14 protein-coding genes are annotated in these 19,283 nt (G+C 69.1%); 9 read left to right on the forward strand and 5 right to left on the reverse strand.

The genetic code is table 11. The features are described 5' to 3' along the window. Positions 1 to 3 precede the first annotated feature (3 nt). Complete coding sequence (locus tag JGU66_21120) at positions 4 to 2,460, reverse strand: DNA internalization-related competence protein ComEC/Rec2 (GenBank protein MBJ6763278.1); 2,457 nt, start codon at positions 2,458 to 2,460, stop codon at positions 4 to 6. A gap of 180 nt (positions 2,461 to 2,640) precedes the next feature. Here JGU66_21120 and JGU66_21125 point away from each other — a divergent pair, with 180 nt between their 5' ends. Together JGU66_21125 and JGU66_21130 are read left to right on the forward strand one after the other, a co-directional pair. Next, the gene (locus tag JGU66_21125) at positions 2,641 to 3,135 is read left to right on the forward strand and encodes a CarD family transcriptional regulator (protein ID MBJ6763279.1); all 495 of its coding nucleotides are present in this window, start codon (positions 2,641 to 2,643) and stop codon (positions 3,133 to 3,135) included. Positions 3,136 to 3,222: 87 nt separating this feature from the next. Further along, positions 3,223 to 3,888, forward strand: coding sequence for a hypothetical protein (locus JGU66_21130; protein ID MBJ6763280.1), 666 nt, complete (start codon positions 3,223 to 3,225; stop codon positions 3,886 to 3,888). On the opposite strand, the gene JGU66_21135 is transcribed toward JGU66_21130, so the two are convergent. After that, positions 3,848 to 5,350, reverse strand: coding sequence for an FHA domain-containing protein (locus JGU66_21135; protein ID MBJ6763281.1), 1,503 nt, complete (start codon positions 5,348 to 5,350; stop codon positions 3,848 to 3,850). The genes JGU66_21130 and JGU66_21135 overlap by 41 nt on opposite strands. 195 nt (positions 5,351 to 5,545) lie before the next feature. Between JGU66_21135 and JGU66_21140 the strand changes: the two genes are divergently transcribed. From JGU66_21140 to JGU66_21170, 7 genes are all read left to right on the forward strand, one after another. After that, complete coding sequence (locus JGU66_21140; protein ID MBJ6763282.1) at positions 5,546 to 7,015, forward strand: cysteine--tRNA ligase; 1,470 nt, start codon at positions 5,546 to 5,548, stop codon at positions 7,013 to 7,015. A 44-nt stretch (positions 7,016 to 7,059) separates the two neighbouring features. Then, positions 7,060 to 8,763: a M28 family peptidase gene (locus JGU66_21145; GenBank protein MBJ6763283.1), complete on the forward strand. Its 1,704-nt coding sequence runs from the start codon at positions 7,060 to 7,062 to the stop codon at positions 8,761 to 8,763. Between the two features lie 74 nt (positions 8,764 to 8,837). Continuing rightward, on the forward strand, positions 8,838 to 10,976 hold the full coding sequence (gene uvrB, locus JGU66_21150) for an excinuclease ABC subunit UvrB (GenBank protein MBJ6763284.1): 2,139 nt from the start codon (positions 8,838 to 8,840) through the stop codon (positions 10,974 to 10,976). Between the two features lie 11 nt (positions 10,977 to 10,987). After that, the gene (gene uvrC, locus JGU66_21155; protein MBJ6763285.1) at positions 10,988 to 12,928 is read left to right on the forward strand and encodes an excinuclease ABC subunit UvrC; all 1,941 of its coding nucleotides are present in this window, start codon (positions 10,988 to 10,990) and stop codon (positions 12,926 to 12,928) included. A gap of 136 nt (positions 12,929 to 13,064) precedes the next feature. Further along, the gene (locus tag JGU66_21160) at positions 13,065 to 13,583 is read left to right on the forward strand and encodes a DUF507 family protein (GenBank protein ID MBJ6763286.1); all 519 of its coding nucleotides are present in this window, start codon (positions 13,065 to 13,067) and stop codon (positions 13,581 to 13,583) included. A gap of 60 nt (positions 13,584 to 13,643) precedes the next feature. After that, positions 13,644 to 15,020 (forward strand): hypothetical protein, encoded by a 1,377-nt coding sequence (locus JGU66_21165; protein MBJ6763287.1) that lies wholly within the window; start codon positions 13,644 to 13,646, stop codon positions 15,018 to 15,020. A 63-nt stretch (positions 15,021 to 15,083) separates the two neighbouring features. Then, positions 15,084 to 15,434 (forward strand): hypothetical protein, encoded by a 351-nt coding sequence (locus tag JGU66_21170; GenBank protein ID MBJ6763288.1) that lies wholly within the window; start codon positions 15,084 to 15,086, stop codon positions 15,432 to 15,434. A 25-nt stretch (positions 15,435 to 15,459) separates the two neighbouring features. On the opposite strand, the gene JGU66_21175 is transcribed toward JGU66_21170, so the two are convergent. The 3 genes from JGU66_21175 to JGU66_21185 are packed head-to-tail and all read right to left on the reverse strand — an operon-like array spanning position 15,460 to position 19,136. Continuing rightward, a complete protein-coding gene (locus tag JGU66_21175; protein MBJ6763289.1) occupies positions 15,460 to 16,791 on the reverse strand; it encodes a thiol oxidoreductase in 1,332 nt (443 codons plus the stop codon). A gap of 23 nt (positions 16,792 to 16,814) precedes the next feature. Then, complete coding sequence (locus tag JGU66_21180; protein ID MBJ6763290.1) at positions 16,815 to 17,906, reverse strand: peptidase M75; 1,092 nt, start codon at positions 17,904 to 17,906, stop codon at positions 16,815 to 16,817. 27 nt (positions 17,907 to 17,933) lie between these two features. Continuing rightward, positions 17,934 to 19,136: a hypothetical protein gene (locus JGU66_21185; GenBank protein MBJ6763291.1), complete on the reverse strand. Its 1,203-nt coding sequence runs from the start codon at positions 19,134 to 19,136 to the stop codon at positions 17,934 to 17,936. Between the last annotated feature and the right edge of the window lie 147 nt (positions 19,137 to 19,283).

A 19,283-nucleotide genomic window follows, 5' to 3' on the forward strand; every position in this document is an offset into this window, starting at 1 on the left:
CGCTCAAGGATGGGAATCCCCCGTGCGCTCGGCAACCCGCGGCGACGCGGGCCCCGTCTCCCGCGTGAGGAAGGGGACCAGGCGGACGTCCTGGCCGTCGCTCTCCAGGGTGATGGCGCCGTCCACGTCGGTGCGCCAGCAGGTGGTCCCCATCGCCGCGTAGCGCGTGACGACTTCCTCGTGTGGAAAGCCGAAGCGATTGCGACGGCCCACGCAGAACACCACATGGCGAGGCTGGGCCCGCGCGAGCAGCGCCTCCGAAGATGAAGTGCGCGAGCCGTGATGGGGCGCCTTCATCACCGTGACGGGCCCGCCGAGTTGCTCCAGGAGCGCCGCTTCGCCCTCTGCCTCCACGTCGCCCGGGAGCAGCACGGTGACGTCGCCATGCCGCACGCGCAGCACGATGCTCTGGTCATTCACCCCCTCCATCAGCTCGCGGTCCCGAGGAGGGCCGAGCACCTCCAGCGTCGCCTCGCCCAGCCTCACGGCGGGATGGCCCAGCTCCACCTGCTCCACCACGGCACCGCGCGCCGAATCCATCACTGCCCGCGACAGCGCCCCTTCCGCGGTGCCAGCGGACAGCCACAGGCGCTCGGTGGGGACCTTCGCCAGCGTCGACACGAGCCCCAGCGCATGGTCTGGGTGTGGATGCGACAGCACGGCCAGCTCCAAGCGGGAGATGCCTTCGTGGTGAAGGAAGGGCACGACGATGCGCTCGCCCGGGTCCGCGCCCTGAGGCACGCCGCCCGCATCCAGTAGGGCGTGATGGCCACGGGAGCTGAGGACCACCGCATCCCCTTGGCCCACGGCGAGGAACGTGATGCGCAGCGCCGGAGCAGGACGCAGCGAGGGCAGCAGTACCGCCAGCATCACGGCGACAGGCACGAGCGCGCCTCCCCACCGCCATCGTCCCGTGCCGAGTGCCCAGAGCCCCAGGCCCGCCGCATAGGCCAGGGCCATGCCCACGCCGAGCCCTGGCACCTCCACCGCCGCGAAGGGCAGGGCGGAGAAGACTCGGGTCACCCCGAGCAGGAGTTGAGAAGCCCACGCGCCTGCCCACAAGACAGGCGTCGCGAGCACGGGTGAGAGCACGAACAGGGCCGCCCCGCCAGCAGCGAGCCCGGTCAACAGCCCGCAGAGGGGCAGGGCGACGATGTTCGAAGCCAGGCCCGCGAGGCTCACGCGGCCGAACGCCTCGGCCACGATGGGCAATCCAGACAACGTGGCCGCCGCGCTCGCGCAGAGCGTTTGAAGGACGGCCTCGCGAGCCTTGCCCAACCATCGCCGCACGCGGTGGGGCTCTTGCGGATCCGGAGGCGCCAGGGGAATGGCGGCGCGGAGCGCGGGCGACAGGAGGATGAGCCCCAGCACGGCCAGGAACGACAGCCGGAGGGACAGGTCCACCACGCTGGAGGGCAGACCTGCCACGAGCACCAGCGCCGCCGCCGCGAGGCTGTTGAGCCCATCCGCGCGCCGCCATAGCGCCAGGCCCAGCAGCACCACCATGGTCATCACCGCCGAGCGCACCGCGGGCGATTGATTGTCGGTGAAAATCACATAGGCCCAGACAAACGGCACCGACACGGGCGCCGCCACGCGCCCGGCGTCGAGCCGCCGCCAGCGCGCGCCCACGCGGACGAGCAGCCATCTCAGGAGCGCCAGCGTCATCAGCGCGAGCGCCGCGACGTGAAGCCCCGACACGCTGAGCACATGCGCGAGCCCCGCGCGCGAGAAGGACTCCTCCCAAGCGTCATCCAGCGCGGCGCGCTGTCCCGCCGCGAGCGTGAGGAACAACGCGGCTGCGTCGCGGCTCGGGGCCACGGCGTAGACGGCCTTCGCCAGCCGACCTCGCGCATCCTCCACCCAGGTCCGCCACGCGGGGGCGGGGGAGAGGACCAGCAGGCGGTCGGCCGCGAGGCTCCCCGTGAAGGCCACGCCACGCCTGCGCCGAGATGACGAGAGGTCGCGCTCGCCTGGGTTCGCGGCGGGCGCATCGGGAGCCAGCTTGGCCTCGACCAGGATGCGTTGCCCTGGCAGGAGCGCACGGGGCCCTCGCGCGGTCAGGCTCGCGCGGAAGCGCGCGGGCTCCATCGACCCCTCGAGCGGACCTGCCCGTGCCACCACCAGCCCCACGCGCGTGGCGCCGTCGAAGGCATCGACTCGATCCACCTCGCCTTCGAGTCGCGCGGACCCACCCCGAGCCAGGGTCGCGGGGACCTCCACGCGCGCCTCCAGGCCCGCCAGGCCCGAGCCGGTGAGTCCCAATCCCAACAACACGGCGAGGTGTGCCCCGGGCAGCCGAGCAAGCGTGCCACCCGCGACGACGAGCAGCGCGCCACCGAGGAGAAATGCTCCGGCCGCGCCACCTGTTCGAGTGGGCCAGAGCGCTCCGAGCACGAGGCTCAGCGCAGGGAAAAAGAGAGGCCGCGACCCCAGGTCGCGCCACGCAAAACGCTCCACGCCCGACCCCCGCCCGCCACCCTACGCGTCGCTCACACCGAGCGACTGCGCGTACAAAAGCGGACACCGTAGTCGGGCCCACCTTGGGTGGTCAAGGCGATCTCGTTGCCCGTCGATGTGGTTTGTGGTAGTAGTGCCCGGCTTGAAGGCCGGGGGTTGAGTCTTTCAAGGAGGCAGTTAGTGCAGACCAGCTTCAAGACTGGTGACAAGGCGGTTTATCCGGGCCAGGGCGTCGGTGAGGTGATGGGCATCGAGCACACTGAAGTGGCCGGACAGCGCCAGTCGTTCTACGTGCTGCGCATCCTGGAGAACGGGATGCGGATCATGATCCCGATCAACAAGGTCGGCTCCGTCGGCCTGCGGGAGATCATCAGCGAGGAGGACGTCAAGCAGGTCTACTCCATCCTGAAGGAGAAGGACATCTCCGTGGACTCGACGACGTGGAACCGTCGGTACCGCGAGTACATGGAGAAGATCAAGACCGGCTCCGTGTTCGAGATCGCCGAGGTGCTGCGTGACCTCTACCTGCTCAAGGGCGACAAGGACCTGTCGTTCGGTGAGCGCAAGATGCTCGACACCGCTCGCTCGCTGCTCATCAAGGAGCTGTCGCTGGCCAAGGACTGCTCCGAGGAAGAGATCGAGTCGGACCTGAAGAAGATCTTCAACCTCGCCTGACCCGTTACCGCGGGCGGCCTGCTGCCTCCGGTACCACCTCCGCCCCGGGTTCCCTCGTTGGAATCCGGGGCGTCGTGTTTTCGGCCCATGACCGAGCCCTCCTTCGACCCTGAATCCGAGCTGGCCCTCGTGCGGGACGAGCGCGCGCGCCGCATCGAGGAACTGGAAGCGCGCCTCGCCACCCGAGGCCGCGTCGGCGTACGCCCCTCGGTGGCGCTGATGGGCATGGTGCTGGGCCTCGCCCTGCTGGGGGTGCAGTGGCGCGAGCTTGCGTACTTCGCCTCGTCGTCGACGCCGCTGACGCTGGGCGCGGAAGGGGACTATCGCTACGAGCGGCTCGTCACCAACCGCTACGCCCAGGTGCACGGCATCCCCACGTCGCGCGGGGCCTACGAGCGCCAGGGTGACCGCTTCTCCGTGCTGGTGGGCCTGCGGGACTCGCCCTTCGTCGTGCGGCGCGCGCCGCTTCCTGGAGAGCACTGGGATGAGGGGCGGGCCCCGTCGCGCCCCGACCCCACGCCCTTCGCCATGCGAGGTCGCCTGCTCGCCGAGGAGGATGTCCCTCGTTACCGCGAGGCCTTCGCGCTGCTGCGCGCGCAAGGAGAGGTCCAGCCTCGCGATGGGCGGCTCTGGTTGCTCGTGGAGGGGGAGCGCCCCGGGGCGGACCGAGGGCGGTTGCTCGTCGCGTTGATGCTCAGTGCCTTCGTCTGCGTCAACGCGGTGCTGCTGGCGCGCGGGATTCGGCGCCGCTGAGTCGGGTCAGTCCGTCGCGCGCCTCGCGATCCTCCGCGTCGTATTGGAGGGCTCGCTCGAAGTGCTCGCGCGCCTCGGCTTGACGACCTCCCTGGGCGGCCTCCCGACCCACCAGGGTGTGCAGTCCGGCCAGTTGCTTGCGCAACACCGGACCCTGCTTGCTCCAGCCATGTGACAGTTCGAAATCCACCGACAGGGCCGTGGTCAGCGAGGCGATGGCGCGGGGCAAGTCCCGCTTCGCCAAGGCCTTGCGCGCGTCGGCCTCCGCGGCCTCGTAGCGCGTCAGCAGGGAGTAGAGCGCCGTCAGCTTCGCGCCTTGGGCCCGCTCCCGCGCGGCGGCGACGTTGCCGGATTCGTAGCGGGCGCGGACATCCGCCTCCAGCGCCGAATTGCCTCCCGGCGACGACGTGACCGCCACGACCTGCGGCGCGCCCCCACGCTCCGAGGCCGCGCTGGCGGCTCGCGGGCGCACGCGGGGCTCCTGTGGCTCGTGTGACGCGGCGGCCGAACCCGCGCCTCGGTTTCCGGCACGCGACTCTTGTGCCTCACGCTGCGCCGCGGCCGAACCCCGGCCTCCCGCTCGGGCCACCTGGGCCGCGCTGCGGGCCTCGGTGGGGGCTTCCTCGGGCGGGTCGTCCGAGGGCTCCACTTCCGTGGCCGTCAGCTGGATTCCGGGTCGCGGGGGCTCGGGCGCGACCTGCTCGCCCGCTGGCGCCGCTGGAATCACTGGGGGCTTGGTCTCCGTCGCGCGGACCGCCGCGAACGTCAGGAGGGCCGCCACGGCGGAGCCTCCGGCGGCGGCCAACAGCGCCACCCCCAGCGAGCTGGCGCGCATCCGGTGGGGCTTCTCCGGCGGAAGGGGCTCTGGCGGGACCACCGCGGGCAGCCCCGCGGCGGGCGTTCCACCTGGGCCTCGCAGGCGCAGCACGGCGTTGCCCAGGCTGACTTCATCGCCCGAGTTCAGCTCCACCTCCCCCGTGAGGCGCACCCGGTTGACGAACGTTCCGTTCTGGCTGCCCAGGTCTCTCAGGACGCAGTGGTTGCCCTTGCGGGTGAGCTGGGCATGGCGCCGGCTGATGGACGCGTGCTGGAGGCGCAGGTCCGACGAGGACGAGCGCCCCAGCGTCATGGCGCCCTGTTGCACTGGCACGAGCTGTCCGGCGCCAGGGCCTTTCTCCACGTACAGGAAGGCAGGGGGATGGCCCGGGTCCGAGTACTCCTTGTGCCAGTCGAGCCGAGGGGACAGCTCCCGGTCCGAGCCCGTCCGCTCGCCCCCTTTGCGCCGTCGTCCCTTGCGTGGCCCCGCTGGGAACTGGGGCACCCGCTGGGGGCGCGGGTCGTCCGCCTGGAGCGGCGCCACCTCGTCATCGTCGAAGGGGAGGTCCGCCGAATCGTCCGGGGCCGCTTGCTTTCCCGGCGGGCGGGGCGGTCGCGGCGGACGCTTGGGATTCGGTGGAGCCATGCGGACCATTCTCCCTGAGTCGGGCCGGGGACGGGAGTCTCCCGCCTGGTTGCCCGAGGTTGCGCCCGGAGCGGCCGGATTCTACCGGGCAACGCCGGCTGATACCTCCGGGCCGCTGTGTATTGCTGGCCTGTGTGGGACCCGGGATCCTAGAGTGCCGGCCACACCCACCAACACCCGAGGAGACCCGCCATCGTGTCCCCGCCCTCCATCCGGCTCTTCAACACGATGTCCATGCAGAAGGAGCTGCTCGAGACCCTCGTCCCGGGCAAGGTGGGGATCTACGTCTGTGGGCCCACGGTCTATAGCTACGTCCATATCGGGAATGCGCGCACGTTCACCTCTTTCGACGTGGTGGTCCGCTACCTGCGCTACCGCGGCTACGAGGTGACCTACGTCCGCAACTACACGGACGTGGACGACAAGATCATCAAGGCCGCGCACGAGACGGGCGAGGCCCCCGTGGAGCTGGCGGCGCGCTTCGTGGAAGCGTTCCGCGAGGACGCCCGGGCGCTCCACCTGCTGGAGCCGGATGTCTCGCCGCGCGTGAGCCAGACCATCCCGGAGATTGTCGCCATCGTGCAGACGCTCGTGGACAAGGGCTACGCCTACGAGTCCCAGGGTGACGTGTACTTCTCCGTCAGCCGCGACGCGGACTACGCCAAGCTGTCCAAGCGCAACATCGAAGAGCTGTGCGTGGGCGAGCGCGTGCAGCCCGGTGACCAGAAGCGCGAGCCGCTCGACTTCGCGCTGTGGAAGGCGGCCAAGCCGGGCGAGCCGTCCTGGGACAGCCCCTGGGGCAAGGGACGGCCGGGCTGGCACATCGAGTGCTCGGCGATGAGCGAGAAGTACCTGGGCGCCTCGTTCGACATCCACGGCGGCGGACTGGACCTCATCTTCCCCCACCACGAGAACGAGATCGCCCAGAGCGAGTCCGCCACGGACCAGCGGCTGGCGAAGTACTGGATGCACTGCGGCTTCCTGGACCTGGAAGGCGCGAAGATGTCCAAGTCGCTGGGCAACGTGGTGCGCCTGCGCGACGCGCTCGAACGCGTGGACCCCGAGGCCCTGCGCTTCTTCTTCCTCTCCACGCACTACCGCCATCCGCTCAACTTCGCGGACAAGGCCCTCGCGGACGCCGAGGCGCGGCTCGAGTACTTCTACGAGACGCTGCGCAAGGTGGACGAGCGCGTGGGTGGCAAGGACTTCGCCGCGGGCCCGCTGCACGGAGAGCCCGGGCGCTTCTGCGCTGAGTTCGAAGCGGCCATGGACGACGACTTCAACAGCGCGGGCGCGTTGGCGGCCCTGTCCGGCCTGTTCGCGCTGATGAACGAGCTGACCGACAAGCCGCCCGTGAAGGACAAGGCGATGGTCGGCCGCACGCTGCAGGCGCTGCGCGAGGAAGTGCGCCAGGTGTCTTCCGTGCTCGGGCTGTTCGAGGACGCGCCCGCGGCGTGGTTGCTGCGTCGGCGGGAGCGCGCCGTGCGCGAGCGTGGCATCGACGTGGCGCAGGTGGAGCGGCTGCTCGAGGAGCGGGCGGCTGCGCGCGCGGCGAAGAACTTCGCCGAGTCGGACCGGGTCCGCGGACTGCTCAAGGAGCAGGGAGTGGAAATCATGGACACGCCAGGTGGCACGGTGTGGAAGGTGGCTCCCGCCTCCACCTGAAAAGCCCCAGCGGGGACGCCAGGCTTCGTGTTACGCCCAGGGGCATGAGTCACTTCTGGCCCCTGCTGATGTGTCTCGGTGCTGGCCCGGCCCTCGCCGCCGGTTCAGCACCCTCCGTTACCCCCGCGGAGAAGAGCGCGGCGCGAGCCATCGACGCGAACGTGCTCCGCGCGCATGTGCGCTTCCTCGCGGGGGACCTGCTGGAGGGCCGAGGTCCGGGGACTCGCGGTGACGCGCTGGCGCAGGCGTACATCGCCGCGCAGTTCGAGGCCGCAGGACTCCAGCCCATGGGCCAGGACGGCACGTACCTGCAACCCTTCGAGCTGGTCGGGCTCTCGGGCCATCCAGACACGATGTCCTTCCGCGCATCCGGCGCGGCCCCCGCCACCGAGCTGAAGTTCCGCGACGACTTCATCGCCGTCTCGGGTGTGCAGGCGCCCGAGGCGAAGCTGGAGCAGTCCGAGCTGGTGTTCGTGGGCTACGGCATCGTGGCGCCGGAGTACGGCTGGGACGACTTCAAGGGCGTGGATCTGCGCGGCAAGACGCTGCTCATCCTCAACAACGACCCCGAGGATGATCCGCGCCTGTTCGCCGGGCGCACGCGACTCTGGTACGGCCGCTGGGATTACAAGTACGAGCAGGCCGCGAAGATGGGGGCCGCGGGCGCCATCATCCTCCACACGCAGCAGAGCGCGGGCTACCCCTGGCAGGTCGTCCAGAGCTCCTGGTCCGGTGAGCAGTTCGAGTTGCCCGCCGCCTCAGGCCCGCGGTTGGAAGTGAAGGCGTGGACCACCGAGGACGCCACGCGCCGCGTGCTGAAGCTCGCGGGGCAGGACCTGGACGCGCTCCGAGCCTCGGCCCAGAAGCGCGAGTTCAAGCCCGTGCCGCTCGGCGTGACGGTGTCGGCGAAGTTCGCCACCCAGGTGCGCCGTCGCCCCACGGCGAACGTGCTGGGCTTGCTGCCTGGAAGCGATCCCACGCTCAAGCAGGAGGTCGTGCTGTACAGCGCGCACCATGATCACCTTGGCATGAAGGCGGACCCCAAGCCGGGCGAGGACGCCATCTACAACGGCGCGGTGGACAACGCCTCGGGTGTGTCCGCGATGCTCGCCGTGGCCCGTGCGTTCCAGCAGCTGTCCTCGCCGCCGCGTCGCTCCATCCTCTTCGCCGCCGTGGCCGCGGAGGAGCAGGGCCTGCTGGGTTCCCAGTTCCTCGCCGAGCACCCGCCAGTGCCGCCGGGGCGCATCGCCGCGAACATCAACATCGACGGCGCGAACATCCACGGCCGTACGCGCGATGTCACCGTCATCGGGTTGGGCAAGTCCAACCTGGATCCGCTCATCATCGCGCTGGCGAAGTCGCAGGGGCGCGAGGTGAAGGCGGATCAGCTGTCGGACCGGGGCTTCTTCTACCGCTCGGATCAATTCAACTTCGCGCGCCAGGGGATTCCGGCCGCGTACTTCGGCAGCGGCATGGACTTCGTGGGCCGGCCCGAGGGCTGGGGCAAGCAGCGGCGCGAGGAGTGGGAGGCCCGGCACTATCACCAGCCCTCGGATGAGCTGCGCCCGGAGTGGGACTGGTCCGGCGCGGTGGAGGATGTCCAGCTCTTCTTCCTGCTGGGCGCCCAGGTGTCGCGCCTTCCGGAGGCCCCGCGCTGGAACCGGGGCGACGAGTTCGAGGCGGCCCGCCTGCGTGCACTGGAGGCGCTCAAGACGCAGGCCGTCACGGGCGAGGCGGGGGCCCGGTAGCGCCCGTCCGTTTTCCTCCAGACGGGCAGGCACGATCCTGCGTCGCCCCGACGTGCGGGGTGTTAAATCCAGGGATCATGCCGGAGTTCCAGCTCGTCAGTGACCACACGCCGCAAGGCGACCAGCCACGCGCCATCCAGGAGCTCACCGAGGGCTTGCTGCGGGGCGACCGCTACCAGACCCTCCTGGGCGTCACGGGCTCGGGCAAGACGTTCACGATGGCGAACCTCATCGCCAACGTGAAGCGGCCCACGCTCGTCATCGCGCACAACAAGACGCTGGCCGCCCAGCTCTACGGGGAGTTCAAGACGCTCTTCCCGCACAACGCCGTCGAGTACTTCGTCTCGTACTACGACTACTACCAGCCCGAGGCCTACGTCCCCTCGTCGGACACCTTCATCGAGAAGGACTCGTCCATCAACGACAACATCGAGCGGATGCGGCACTCGGCCACGCACAGCCTCCGCACGCGCGACGACGTCGTCATCGTGGCCAGCGTGTCCTGCATCTACGGCCTGGGCGCGGCGCGCTCCTACGTGGACCTGGCCATCCGACTCACCACGGGCGCGGAGCTGGGGCGCGACACCTTCATGCGCCAGTTGGTGGAGGCGCAGTACGAGCGCAATGACCTCGACTTCCACCGCGGCACCTTCCGCGCGCGCGGCGACACGGTGGAGGTGTTCCCCATCTACGAAGAGGAGCGCGCGGTGCGCGTCAGCTTCTTCGGCGACGAGGTGGAGCGCATCACCGAGTTCGACCCGCTGCGAGGCGAGACGCACGGCCAGCTCGAGAAGCTGGTCATCTTCCCCGCGAGTCACTACGTGGCCGGCCCCGAGGCGCGTCAGCGCGCCATGCAGACCATCCGCGAGGAACTCTCCGAGCAGCTCCAGGTCTTCAAGCGCGACAGCAAGCTGGTGGAGGCCCAGCGGCTCGAACAGCGCACCATGTATGACCTCGAGATGATCGAGCAGGTGGGGTACTGCAACGGCATCGAGAACTACTCGCGCCACTTCTCCGGGCGCGCGCCGGGTGAGCCGCCTCCGTGCCTCATCGACTACTTCCCGCGCGACCTGCTCGTCCTCATCGACGAGAGCCACCAGACGGTGTCTCAGATTGGCGCCATGTATCGCGGTGACCGCGCGCGCAAGGAGACGCTCGTCTCGTATGGCTTCCGCATGCCCAGCGCGCTCGACAACCGCCCGCTGAAGTTCGGTGAGTTCGAGGAGCTGGTGCCGCAGGTCGTCTACGTCTCCGCGACGCCGGCCGAGTACGAGCTGCAGAAGTCCAAGGGCGTCGTGGTGGAGCAGATCATCCGCCCCACGGGCCTGACCGACCCCGAGGTGGAGACGCGGCCCGCCGGCAACCAGGTGGATGACTTGCTGGAGGAGGTTCGCCAGCGCGTGGCGCGCAGCGAGCGCGTGCTGGTGACGACGCTCACCAAGCGCATGGCGGAGGACCTCACCGAGTACTTCGCCGACGTGGGCGTGAAGGTCCGCTATCTGCACTCGGACATCGACGCCATCCAGCGCACCGCCATCATCCGCGACCTGCGCAAGGGTGAGTTCGACGTGCTGGTGGGCATCAACCTCTTGCGCGAGGGCTTGGACATTCCCGAGGTGTCCCTGGTCGCCATCCTCGACGCGGACAAGGAAGGCTTCCTGCGCAGCCACGTGTCGCTCATCCAGACCATTGGCCGCGCGGCGCGCAACGTGAATGGCCGCGTCATCATGTACGCGGACCACCTCACCGACTCGATGAAGCGCGCCATGGAGGAGACGTCGCGGCGCCGGGAGACGCAGCGCAAGTACAACACGCAGCACGGCATCACCCCGCGCTCGGTTCGCAGCAACATCACGGACCTGTCCGAGCACCTGCCTGACTACGACGCGGGCGCCATGGCGCTGCCCCTGGCCGCCGAGGGTGAGAACGACGTGCTGGTGCCGAAGGAGATCAAACGGCTCATCGCGGAGTTCACCCAGGACATGCTCAAGGCCGCGGACGAGATGCAGTTCGAGAAGGCCGCGGAGTTCCGCGACCGCGTCCAGTTGCTCAAGGACATGGACCTGGGGCTCAAGCCCGCTTCTCGTTCGCTGCTCAAGGCGCCGCCCAAGGCCGTGGACGCCGTGGCGGCCGCGCCTCGCAAGGGCAGGGGAGGCCGCCCGTCCGCGTCGAAGAGTCCGGGGGGCCGCTCGCGCACGCGCGGCAAGAGCTGAGGACCGCGCGCATGGACATCCGGCTTCAGGAAAAGCTGGACGCCCTTCCCACCGACCCCGGCGTGTACCTGATGAAGGACCGCCGGGGGCAGATCATCTACGTGGGCAAGGCCGTCAATCTTCGCAACCGCGTGCGCAGCTACTTCACGCGCACCGGGGACACCCGCGTCTTCGTGTCGCTCCTGGATTCGCTCCTCGGTGACATCGAGACGGTGCTCGTCCACAACGAAAAGGAAGCGCTCCTCCTCGAGAACGAGCTGATCAAGAAGCACAAGCCGCGCTTCAACGTCCTGCTCAAGGACGACAAGCAATTCATCTCGCTGCGCTTGGATCGCACCCAGACGTATCCGCGCCTGGAGGTGGTGCGCAAATACGAGAAGGACGGCGCGCGCTACTTCGGGCCGTACTCCAGCGCGGGCGCCATCCGCGAGACGCTGCGGCTCATCAACCGCTTCTTCCGCCTGCGCACCTGCACGGATCACGTGCTGGCCAACCGCACCCGGCCGTGTCTGCTGTACCAGATCGGCCGGTGCCCGGGCCCGTGTGTCTACCCCGTTCCGCCCGAGGACTACCGCAAGAGCGTGGACGAGGTGGCGATGTTCCTGGAGGGCAAGGCCACGGAGCTCAGCGAAGGTCTGCGCCTGCGGATGAAGCGCGCCTCGGCGGAGCTGAAGTTCGAGGAGGCCGCGCGCGTGAGGGATCAACTCCTCGCCATCGAGCGCAGCCTCGAGCGCCAGAAGGTGGCCACGACCGACTTCAAGGACCAGGACGTGTTCGCCTTCCACCGCGAGGGAGATCGCATCCTGTTCTACGTGCTGCACGTGCGGCAGGGCCGCCTCAACGGCGGGCAGGCCTTCCCGTTCGGCAACCAGGAGTTCCCAGACGAAGAGCTGCTCGCGTCGTTCGTGAACCTCTACTACGACCAGGGCGGCTTCGTTCCGGAGGAGGTGCTGCTGCCGCTGGAGCCGGGCGATGGCACCGACGGCCTGGAGGCCCTGCTCGGCGAGCGCAAGGGCGAGAAGGTCCGGGTGTTGGTGCCACGCCGGGGCGAGAAGCACGACCTGGTGCTGATGGCGGCGAAGAACGCCGAGCAGTCCTTCATCGAGCGCCGACGCACCAAGGACGAGACGGACGCGGTGCTGTCACGGCTGCAGTCCAAGCTGGGCCTGCGCAACTTCCCGCGCCGCATGGAGTGCTTCGACATCTCGCACTTCCAAAGCTCGGCCATCGTCGCGTCCCAGGTCGCGGTGACGGATGGCGAGGCGGACAAGTCCCGCTACCGCCGCTACAAGATCAAGACGCTGGAGACCCAGGACGACTTCGCCAGCATGTACGAGATCATCTCGCGCCGCCTCAAGCGTGGCTTGGAGGAGGGAGACCTGCCGGACCTGCTCGTCATCGACGGTGGCAAGGGGCAGCTGGGCAGCGCGCACGCGGCCATGAAGGACCTGGGGGTGGAGGGCGTGGACGTGGTGGGCCTGGCCAAGAGCCGGGACCAAGAGGTCTTCGACCGCGACGCCGAACGCGCGCAGAGCCCCGAGCGCATCTTCGTCCTGGGTCGCAAGGACCCGGTGGTCCTGACCCAGAACTCCGCCGAGATGTTCATGCTCACGCGCATGCGTGACGAGGCGCACCGCTTCGCCATCACCTTCCAGGCTCAGACGCTGCGCAAGAGCCGGGTGCGTTCTGCCCTGGAGGACATCCCCGGCGTGGGCGAAGTGCGTCGCAAGCTGCTGCTCAAGCACTTCGGCTCGCTCAAGCGCGTGAGTGACGCGACCATCGAGCAACTGGCCGAAGCCGTGGGGCCGGCGATGGCGGAGCGCGTCCATGCGGGGTTGCATGGACACCCCGACGAAGACTCCGAGGACCCGATCCGCGAGGCCTCCCTGGACGACGCGACCGAGCCCCTGAGCGAAAAATCACAAGGAGGGTCCCCACCCGATGCGGCATGATTAAATTCGGCTGCGGATTCCCGGGGGGAGTGCGCTGGAACCGCGACGTTCCTAGGGTTTTTCATTGCGACCAAGCTTGGCGCTGATTTATAGCGGTTGACGATCCGAGCAAGTCAAAGAGGGTGAGGGACGGACAATGAGGCTGTATCCGAAGGTGATCCCGATCATCTCGCGCGAGGCCGTTCAGCAACTCATGGCGGACGGGGACATCGAGGTGGAGCCGATGCGCGTGGCCGACGCCGAGATGGACCTGTCGGCCATCATGCGCGAGTACCTCGCCAACGAAGAGCGTGTGAACCAGGCGACGCGTGAGGCTCTGGAGCGTCGCGGGTATGACTACTCGAAGTTCAACCAGGTGAAGCGCGAGATGGCGGACGTTCGCGGCTTCAAGATGGGCGACGAGGGCATCGAGTACGTCATCAACCAGATGATCGAGTTCCTCCTCATCAGCCGCAACGTCGAGGAGGTCTACTCCGTCGACAACATCCTGCGTCAGAAGATGTTCCAGGTGATGAAGAAGCACCTCGACGTGGACGATGAGATCGACAAGGAGGCCCGCTCCCGCCTGAAGCACCTGCAGGAGGGCACCAGCGCCTTCGACATCGAGTACAACAAGACCGTGGATCAGATTCGCCGGGCTCGCGGCCTCATCTAGTCCCGGGGCGTGCCGCATCCCGCCCCGCTGCCTACCTTGCTCGAAAGGGAGGCAGCGACGATGGCGGGTACCCTCATCACGCTCCTGTTGTCAGGTCTCCTGGTGGCGGCGCCAGGGGAGGGCGGGTTCACGTTCGAGGGCCTGAAGGCCAGCGCGAGGACCGAGCAGCCCGACGGCTTCTTCACCCAAGGCACGCTGCCCTTCACCGACCTGGCCGAGCGCGGCTTCGGTGATGCCTCGCTCGATGTCGAGGACCGTGTCTCCTTGCCGAGGGCCACCTTTGGCGACCGCGCCCGTCTCGACGCTCGCTTCCGGATTGGCGGCGTGGACTACCGCGTGGCGCTGAGGCAGGCCGGCTTTCCTCCCCAGCAGGCGATGGCGCAGGCGCCCACCCGCGCACTCCCAGCCCCTCCGCCCCATGTCATCGAGGGCGGGGTGATGCTCGGGCGCGAGGTGTATGGCGACAGTGGCGTGGGCTGGCGGGCGACGACGCGCGCGCATGCGGCCATTGCTGTCTGGGGCGTGGGGAGCGTGTGGCGCAACGGGAGGCTGCTGACGGACGCGGCCTTCGTGCATGTCGCCGCGCTGGATGCGGGCATCTTCGCGGATGATGACACGCACCGCATCCAGCGGCAGGCCCGCCCGGGGGACACGGAGCTGATCCTCCTGGTGTGGAACCTCCCGCCCAAGGCGGAGCCGCGAGGCTTCCTCCAGTTCGGCTTTGAGCGCGTGGCCATCACCGTGGGCGGCACGCCCGTGCGCTCGGTGGCGTTCGTGGATGTCACCGGCGAGCTGCCCGTGAGCCTCGTGGAGCTGACGCCCGTGGCCCCAGGGGCGTTCCCGGGGGCTTCGCCCCTGCCACCTCCGCTACCGCTCGCGCAGCAGGCCCAGGCGGCCGCCAGCGCGACGGGCGGTGCTGGGACGCTGGCCGGCACGTCCGCGCCAGATGTCATCAGCGGAACGTTTCTGCCCGTCACGGCGCCCACCCCGCCCGCGAACATCTCGGGCCAATTGCCCGGCACGCCGGACCCGGGTTCGCTGGAGCAGGTCCAGGGCTTCGTCTCACCCAGCGCTCCCGCGCCAGGCGCCCCCGCCTTCACGGGCTCTGCGCCGAGCGCCTTCCAGACGCCGCCCACGCCCGCGTTGGTGACGCTGGGGGGCTTCACGGTGCTGCCGGTGTCTCCCGCCAACTTCGATGCCTTCGTAGGCACGTCGCAGGTGAGCCCGGGGCTGCTGTCCACCGTGACGCCTCTGGGGCAGGACACGTCCGTGTCGACTCCGCCGTTGCTCGGGGCTCCCGCGCCGCTCAATGCCGCCGTGCCTCCGCCGTTGTTGGGCACGCCTTCGCCCCTCAACGCGAGTCCTGCTCCGGCGCTGCCCGCCACGCCCGCGCCTCCGGGGCCGGCGGGGACCGCGCCCGTGACGCCCTCGCCGTGAGAGGGCGTTCGCCGGTCGGACTGGAAAATTGACCCGGCGCTACGGGCCTGTAGCGTCCGCGACATGTCCTCTTCCGTCGCAGTCCTCGCTCCCCCCGCGAGTGTGCGCCGTGCCGACCCGGTCCGCGTGGCGCGGGACCGATTGACTCGGGCGCTTCCGGCGCGCACGGACGCGGCCGTGCTGGTGGACCTGCTGGAGGATGACCTGCGCGAAGGCTTGGACGCGCTGGGGGACGTGGAAGCCCACTTCCATGGGCTGCTCGACACGCTCCAGCGCGGCACGTTGTCGCCCGTGACGATGTTGGACGCGGGAGACGACGCCCGCGTGCTTCAGCGCCTGGAGTGCCTGCACGAGGCGGTGACGCACCTGCGTCGCCGCCTGTCGCAGGCCGCGTTGATGATGCGGAAGGGGTAGCGCCCGAAGGCGCCACCGCCTCGGCTCACAGCGAGCCGAGGAACTTCACCAGCGCCGCGCGGTCCGTCGCGTTGAGGGCGCGGAACCCATCGCGCGCCTTCTGCGCCTCGCCCCCGTGCCAGAGGATGGCCTCCTCGAAGGTGCGCGCGCGCCCGTCATGCAGGAAGGCCGCATACGGCAACACTGTCTGCGTCAGGCCCAGGCCCCACAGCGGCGCCGTGCGCCACTCGCTGCCGGTGGCCGCGCCGTCCGGGCGACCGTCCGCCAGATCCGGACCCATGTCATGCAGCAGCAGGTCCGAGTACGGGTGGATGCGCTGCTGGGACAACTCCGCGACGGGGTGCTGGCCCGTCTCCAGCGTCTCGCGGTGGCACTTCTCGCAGCCGAGCGCACGGAACTTCGCCTCGCCCAGCTTCACCTGCGCATCATCGAGGGCCGTGCGCGCCGGCACACCCAGGGACTGCGCGTAGAAGACCGCGGCGCTCAGCGTCGCCTCGGAAACCTCGAACGTGCCGTCCGCCTCGGGGAAGAGGGGATTCGAGAGCCCCATGTCGTTGAAGTACGCCTCGGCGGACTGCTGCGTCAGGTTGGGGCTGTTGGCCTTCCAGCCGAAGCGCCCCGGGGCCAGCGCCTGCTTGCGCACGTCCCAGACCTGATTCACGCGCCCGGAGATGCCATCGCCGTCCCGGTCGGAGGGGTCGGCCATGGATTCGAGCGTCGCGATGTCCACGGCCTCCAGCAGGCCCAGTCCGAAGACGGGCGGCGGCAGGCGCAGCGACATCAGCATGTTTGGCGGGAGCGCCGAGCCGTCCGTGGGAACCACGGTGACCGAGGGCTTGCGCATGCCATAGGCCGTTCCGTCCATGTACTGGCCCTGGCTCTCGGTCCAGGCCAGCGTGACGGCCGCCTCGGGCTTCACGTTGTAGACGGCCTGGTCCTGCACCTGGAAGCCGAAGCCCGGCACTGGCACCGCGCCGTTGGGATGGTTGGGCGTCCCTTCCGGCAGGCTCACGCGCACGAGCAACTGCGTACGCTGCGGGCCCTGGCCCATCACCGGCATGCCGCGGCCGTTGCGCAGATGGCAGCCGTTGCACGAGGTGTTGTTGTACGTGGGACCCAGCCCCGGGTTGACCGGGGCCGGACCGGGGACGAACAAGGCCGCGAAGGCCGCGTCGCCCTTGCGGTGAAGGTCCTCGTGCTCCGCGGAGAGATTGGGCGCGGGCAGGGCGAACGCCTGCGACGTACGGTTGTCGATGGTGGTCTCGCCTCCCGCCCGAGGAGGCGCTTCAGGTGTCACGGGCTCCTCGCCGCACCCGGCGGCCAGGAGCAGACTTCCCACAATCAAGGCACGTCGCATGGCATTCCCCCGCTTGGCTCGTCTCAGGGCAGGACAATCTTCTTCACGTCCTTCTCGAACGTGTCATGCAGCTTCCGGATGGCGGCCTGCGCGGCCTCGATGCGAGGCGCGGCCGCGGGATCCTTGATGGACACCGGGAACGGCTCCGGTACCTGACCCAGGGCCGCGATGGCGTCCGTGATCTCCTGGCGCACGCGCGCATCCAGCGCCGCGTCCTTCTCCTTCACCACGGACGTCAGCGTCGTGCCCTTCGCCGCCTCGTCCGGCAGGTGGCCCAGATAGACGTTCTGCACGCTGCGAATGTTGTTGCTGAAGTCGCTGAGCGAGTTGAGCGCGAACTGGCTCTCCACCAGGTCCGGATCCTTCGCGTCGTACGGGTCGGCGATCTTCCCGTTGGCGACCTCGTCGAGGATGCCCACGATGCCCGTCAGCATCTCCTGCGCGGCGGACTCCACGGTGGGGTAGGCCGTGTTGGCCTTGTCCCCCGCCGTGGCCAGTGTGTCGCGGTACGGCTTGTTGCCGTCCTTTCCCGTCGTCCACGAGTTCGCCAACTGGCTGCTGATGCTCTTCATGTCCGCGGTGATGGCCAGCAGGTACTCGAACTGGCGCGCGTTGAAGTCTGTCTCCTTCTTGGTGCGGTTCTCGCCGAAGAGCAGGTACTCCACCGTGTGGAAGCCCTTCTGCGCTTCGCCGAGGTTCGCCACGTACGCCGGGGTGAGCTCCTTGTCGTTCGCGAGCACTCCGTCCAGGTCCATGCGGTTGACCGGCCAGCTGTCCAGGGCCGGGTCAAACTGGTAGCTGGTCACCGGGCCGAACAGGAACGACTCGCTCTGCTCCCACGGCAGTCGCGCGGCGACCCACGCGTCCTGCGCGGCCTTCAGCTTCGCCGCGGACGGATCCGCCTTCAGCGCTGCAATCGCCGCATCCAGTTCCGTGATGCGCGTGGCGAGCTTGTTGTACGTGGGCACCACCACTGCGTCGGCGAAGTTCACCACCAATGCCTGATCCAGGCTGTCGGGCGACGGGGTCGGGGTCTTGTCGTCACCGCAGGCGCTCAGCGCGAGGGCTCCGCCGAGCAGGAGGGAGAGCTTCAGGGAACGTGAGGTCCGGAACATGACAGGTTTCCTCTTTGCAACCAGGTATCAGTAGACGAAGCCGGTGGAGAGCCGGAGCGTGTTCTCCGGTCGGAAGTCGGACGAGCCCATGCGGCGATGGGCGAAATCGACCTTGGCGAACGCGGTGCTCGCGAGCGTGTAGCCGGCGCCGACCGTGTACGTGGTGCGCTCGAAGCGGGGGTTGTCGAACAGCTCCGAGCGCGGGTTGAACTGCGTGTCGGAGTAGTCGACGCGCACGAAGGGCTCCAGCCGGTGGTCCTCGCCCAGGCCCAGGAGCGGCGCCACGTCGTAGCCCAGCTCACCCCAGGCGGCGAGCGCGTTGTCCGACACCGGCGTGCGCAGCACGTTGAGCAGGTTGGACAGGCGCGAGTTGCGCGCGGACACCGCGCTCGCGTTGCTCAGGTGGCCCCAGAGCAACAGCGCGTGGGCGCGGAACGGACCGCGCTTGAGCGACAGGTGCGCATCCAGGATGAGCACCGAGGCGGACACGTAACCGCACGGCGCCACCACGTTGGGGTTGGCGTCGTCGCACTGTTGCACCAGGTCCGGCTTGGGACGGTTGCGAGAGGTGCCGCCGTAGTACGCCGACGCTCCGAAGGTGATGCCCTCGAAGCGCGTCACGTCCGCGCGCGCCACCGCCGCCAGGTCCGAGGCCTTCACCAACTCGAAGCGCGTCTGGTGTCCGCGAGCCACCCAGTTCTGCGAGCTGAAGCCCGTGGAGTCGAGCCCGTTGACCACCTGGCCGATGAGCCGCAGTCCCCAGGGAACCTCGAGCTTCGCCTGCAGGCCCATCTCGTCCCACGTGTTGGGGATGACGCGCGTCTCGGCCTCAGAGCGAATCGTGCCCAGGTAGTCCGTGGGACGGTAGTCGTCGAACAGCGTGCCCACCGCGACGTAGAAGCGCCCGGCGGACAGCTCCAGGTGCTGGCCCAGCTTCTTCGTGAGGTACAGCTCCTCGAGGAGCACCTCGCCGCCGCGCCCAATCTCCTGCTCGAACTCGCCGAACTCCTCGTACTCCAGCTCCATCGCGGTGCCGGTGCCGGCGTGCTCGAACTCGACCTCCATCTCGGCTTCCAGGCCGTACTCCGGCAGGCCTGCTTCCATCTCCAGCACGAGCCGGGTCGTGTCGAACTGCAGCCGCGAGTCCTTCTGCGAGCCGCCCACGCGGTTCTGGTTCTCGCCGTAGTTGAAGTAGCCGAACTGCAGCTCGCCGTAGGCGCCGAACTCCAGGTCGAGGCGAGGACGGTGCTTCTCTTCCTCGTCCTTGCCCTCCGCGGGGCCATGCGCCTCGGCGGGACGCCCGTGCTCCTCGCGCTCCTCGCGCTCTTCACGCTCTTCCTTCTTCGCCTCCTGGCGCGTGGCGTGCTCCTCGTCCAC

The organism is Myxococcaceae bacterium JPH2 (assembly GCA_016458225.1).
In the GTDB taxonomy this organism is placed as follows: Bacteria; Myxococcota; Myxococcia; order Myxococcales; family Myxococcaceae; genus Citreicoccus.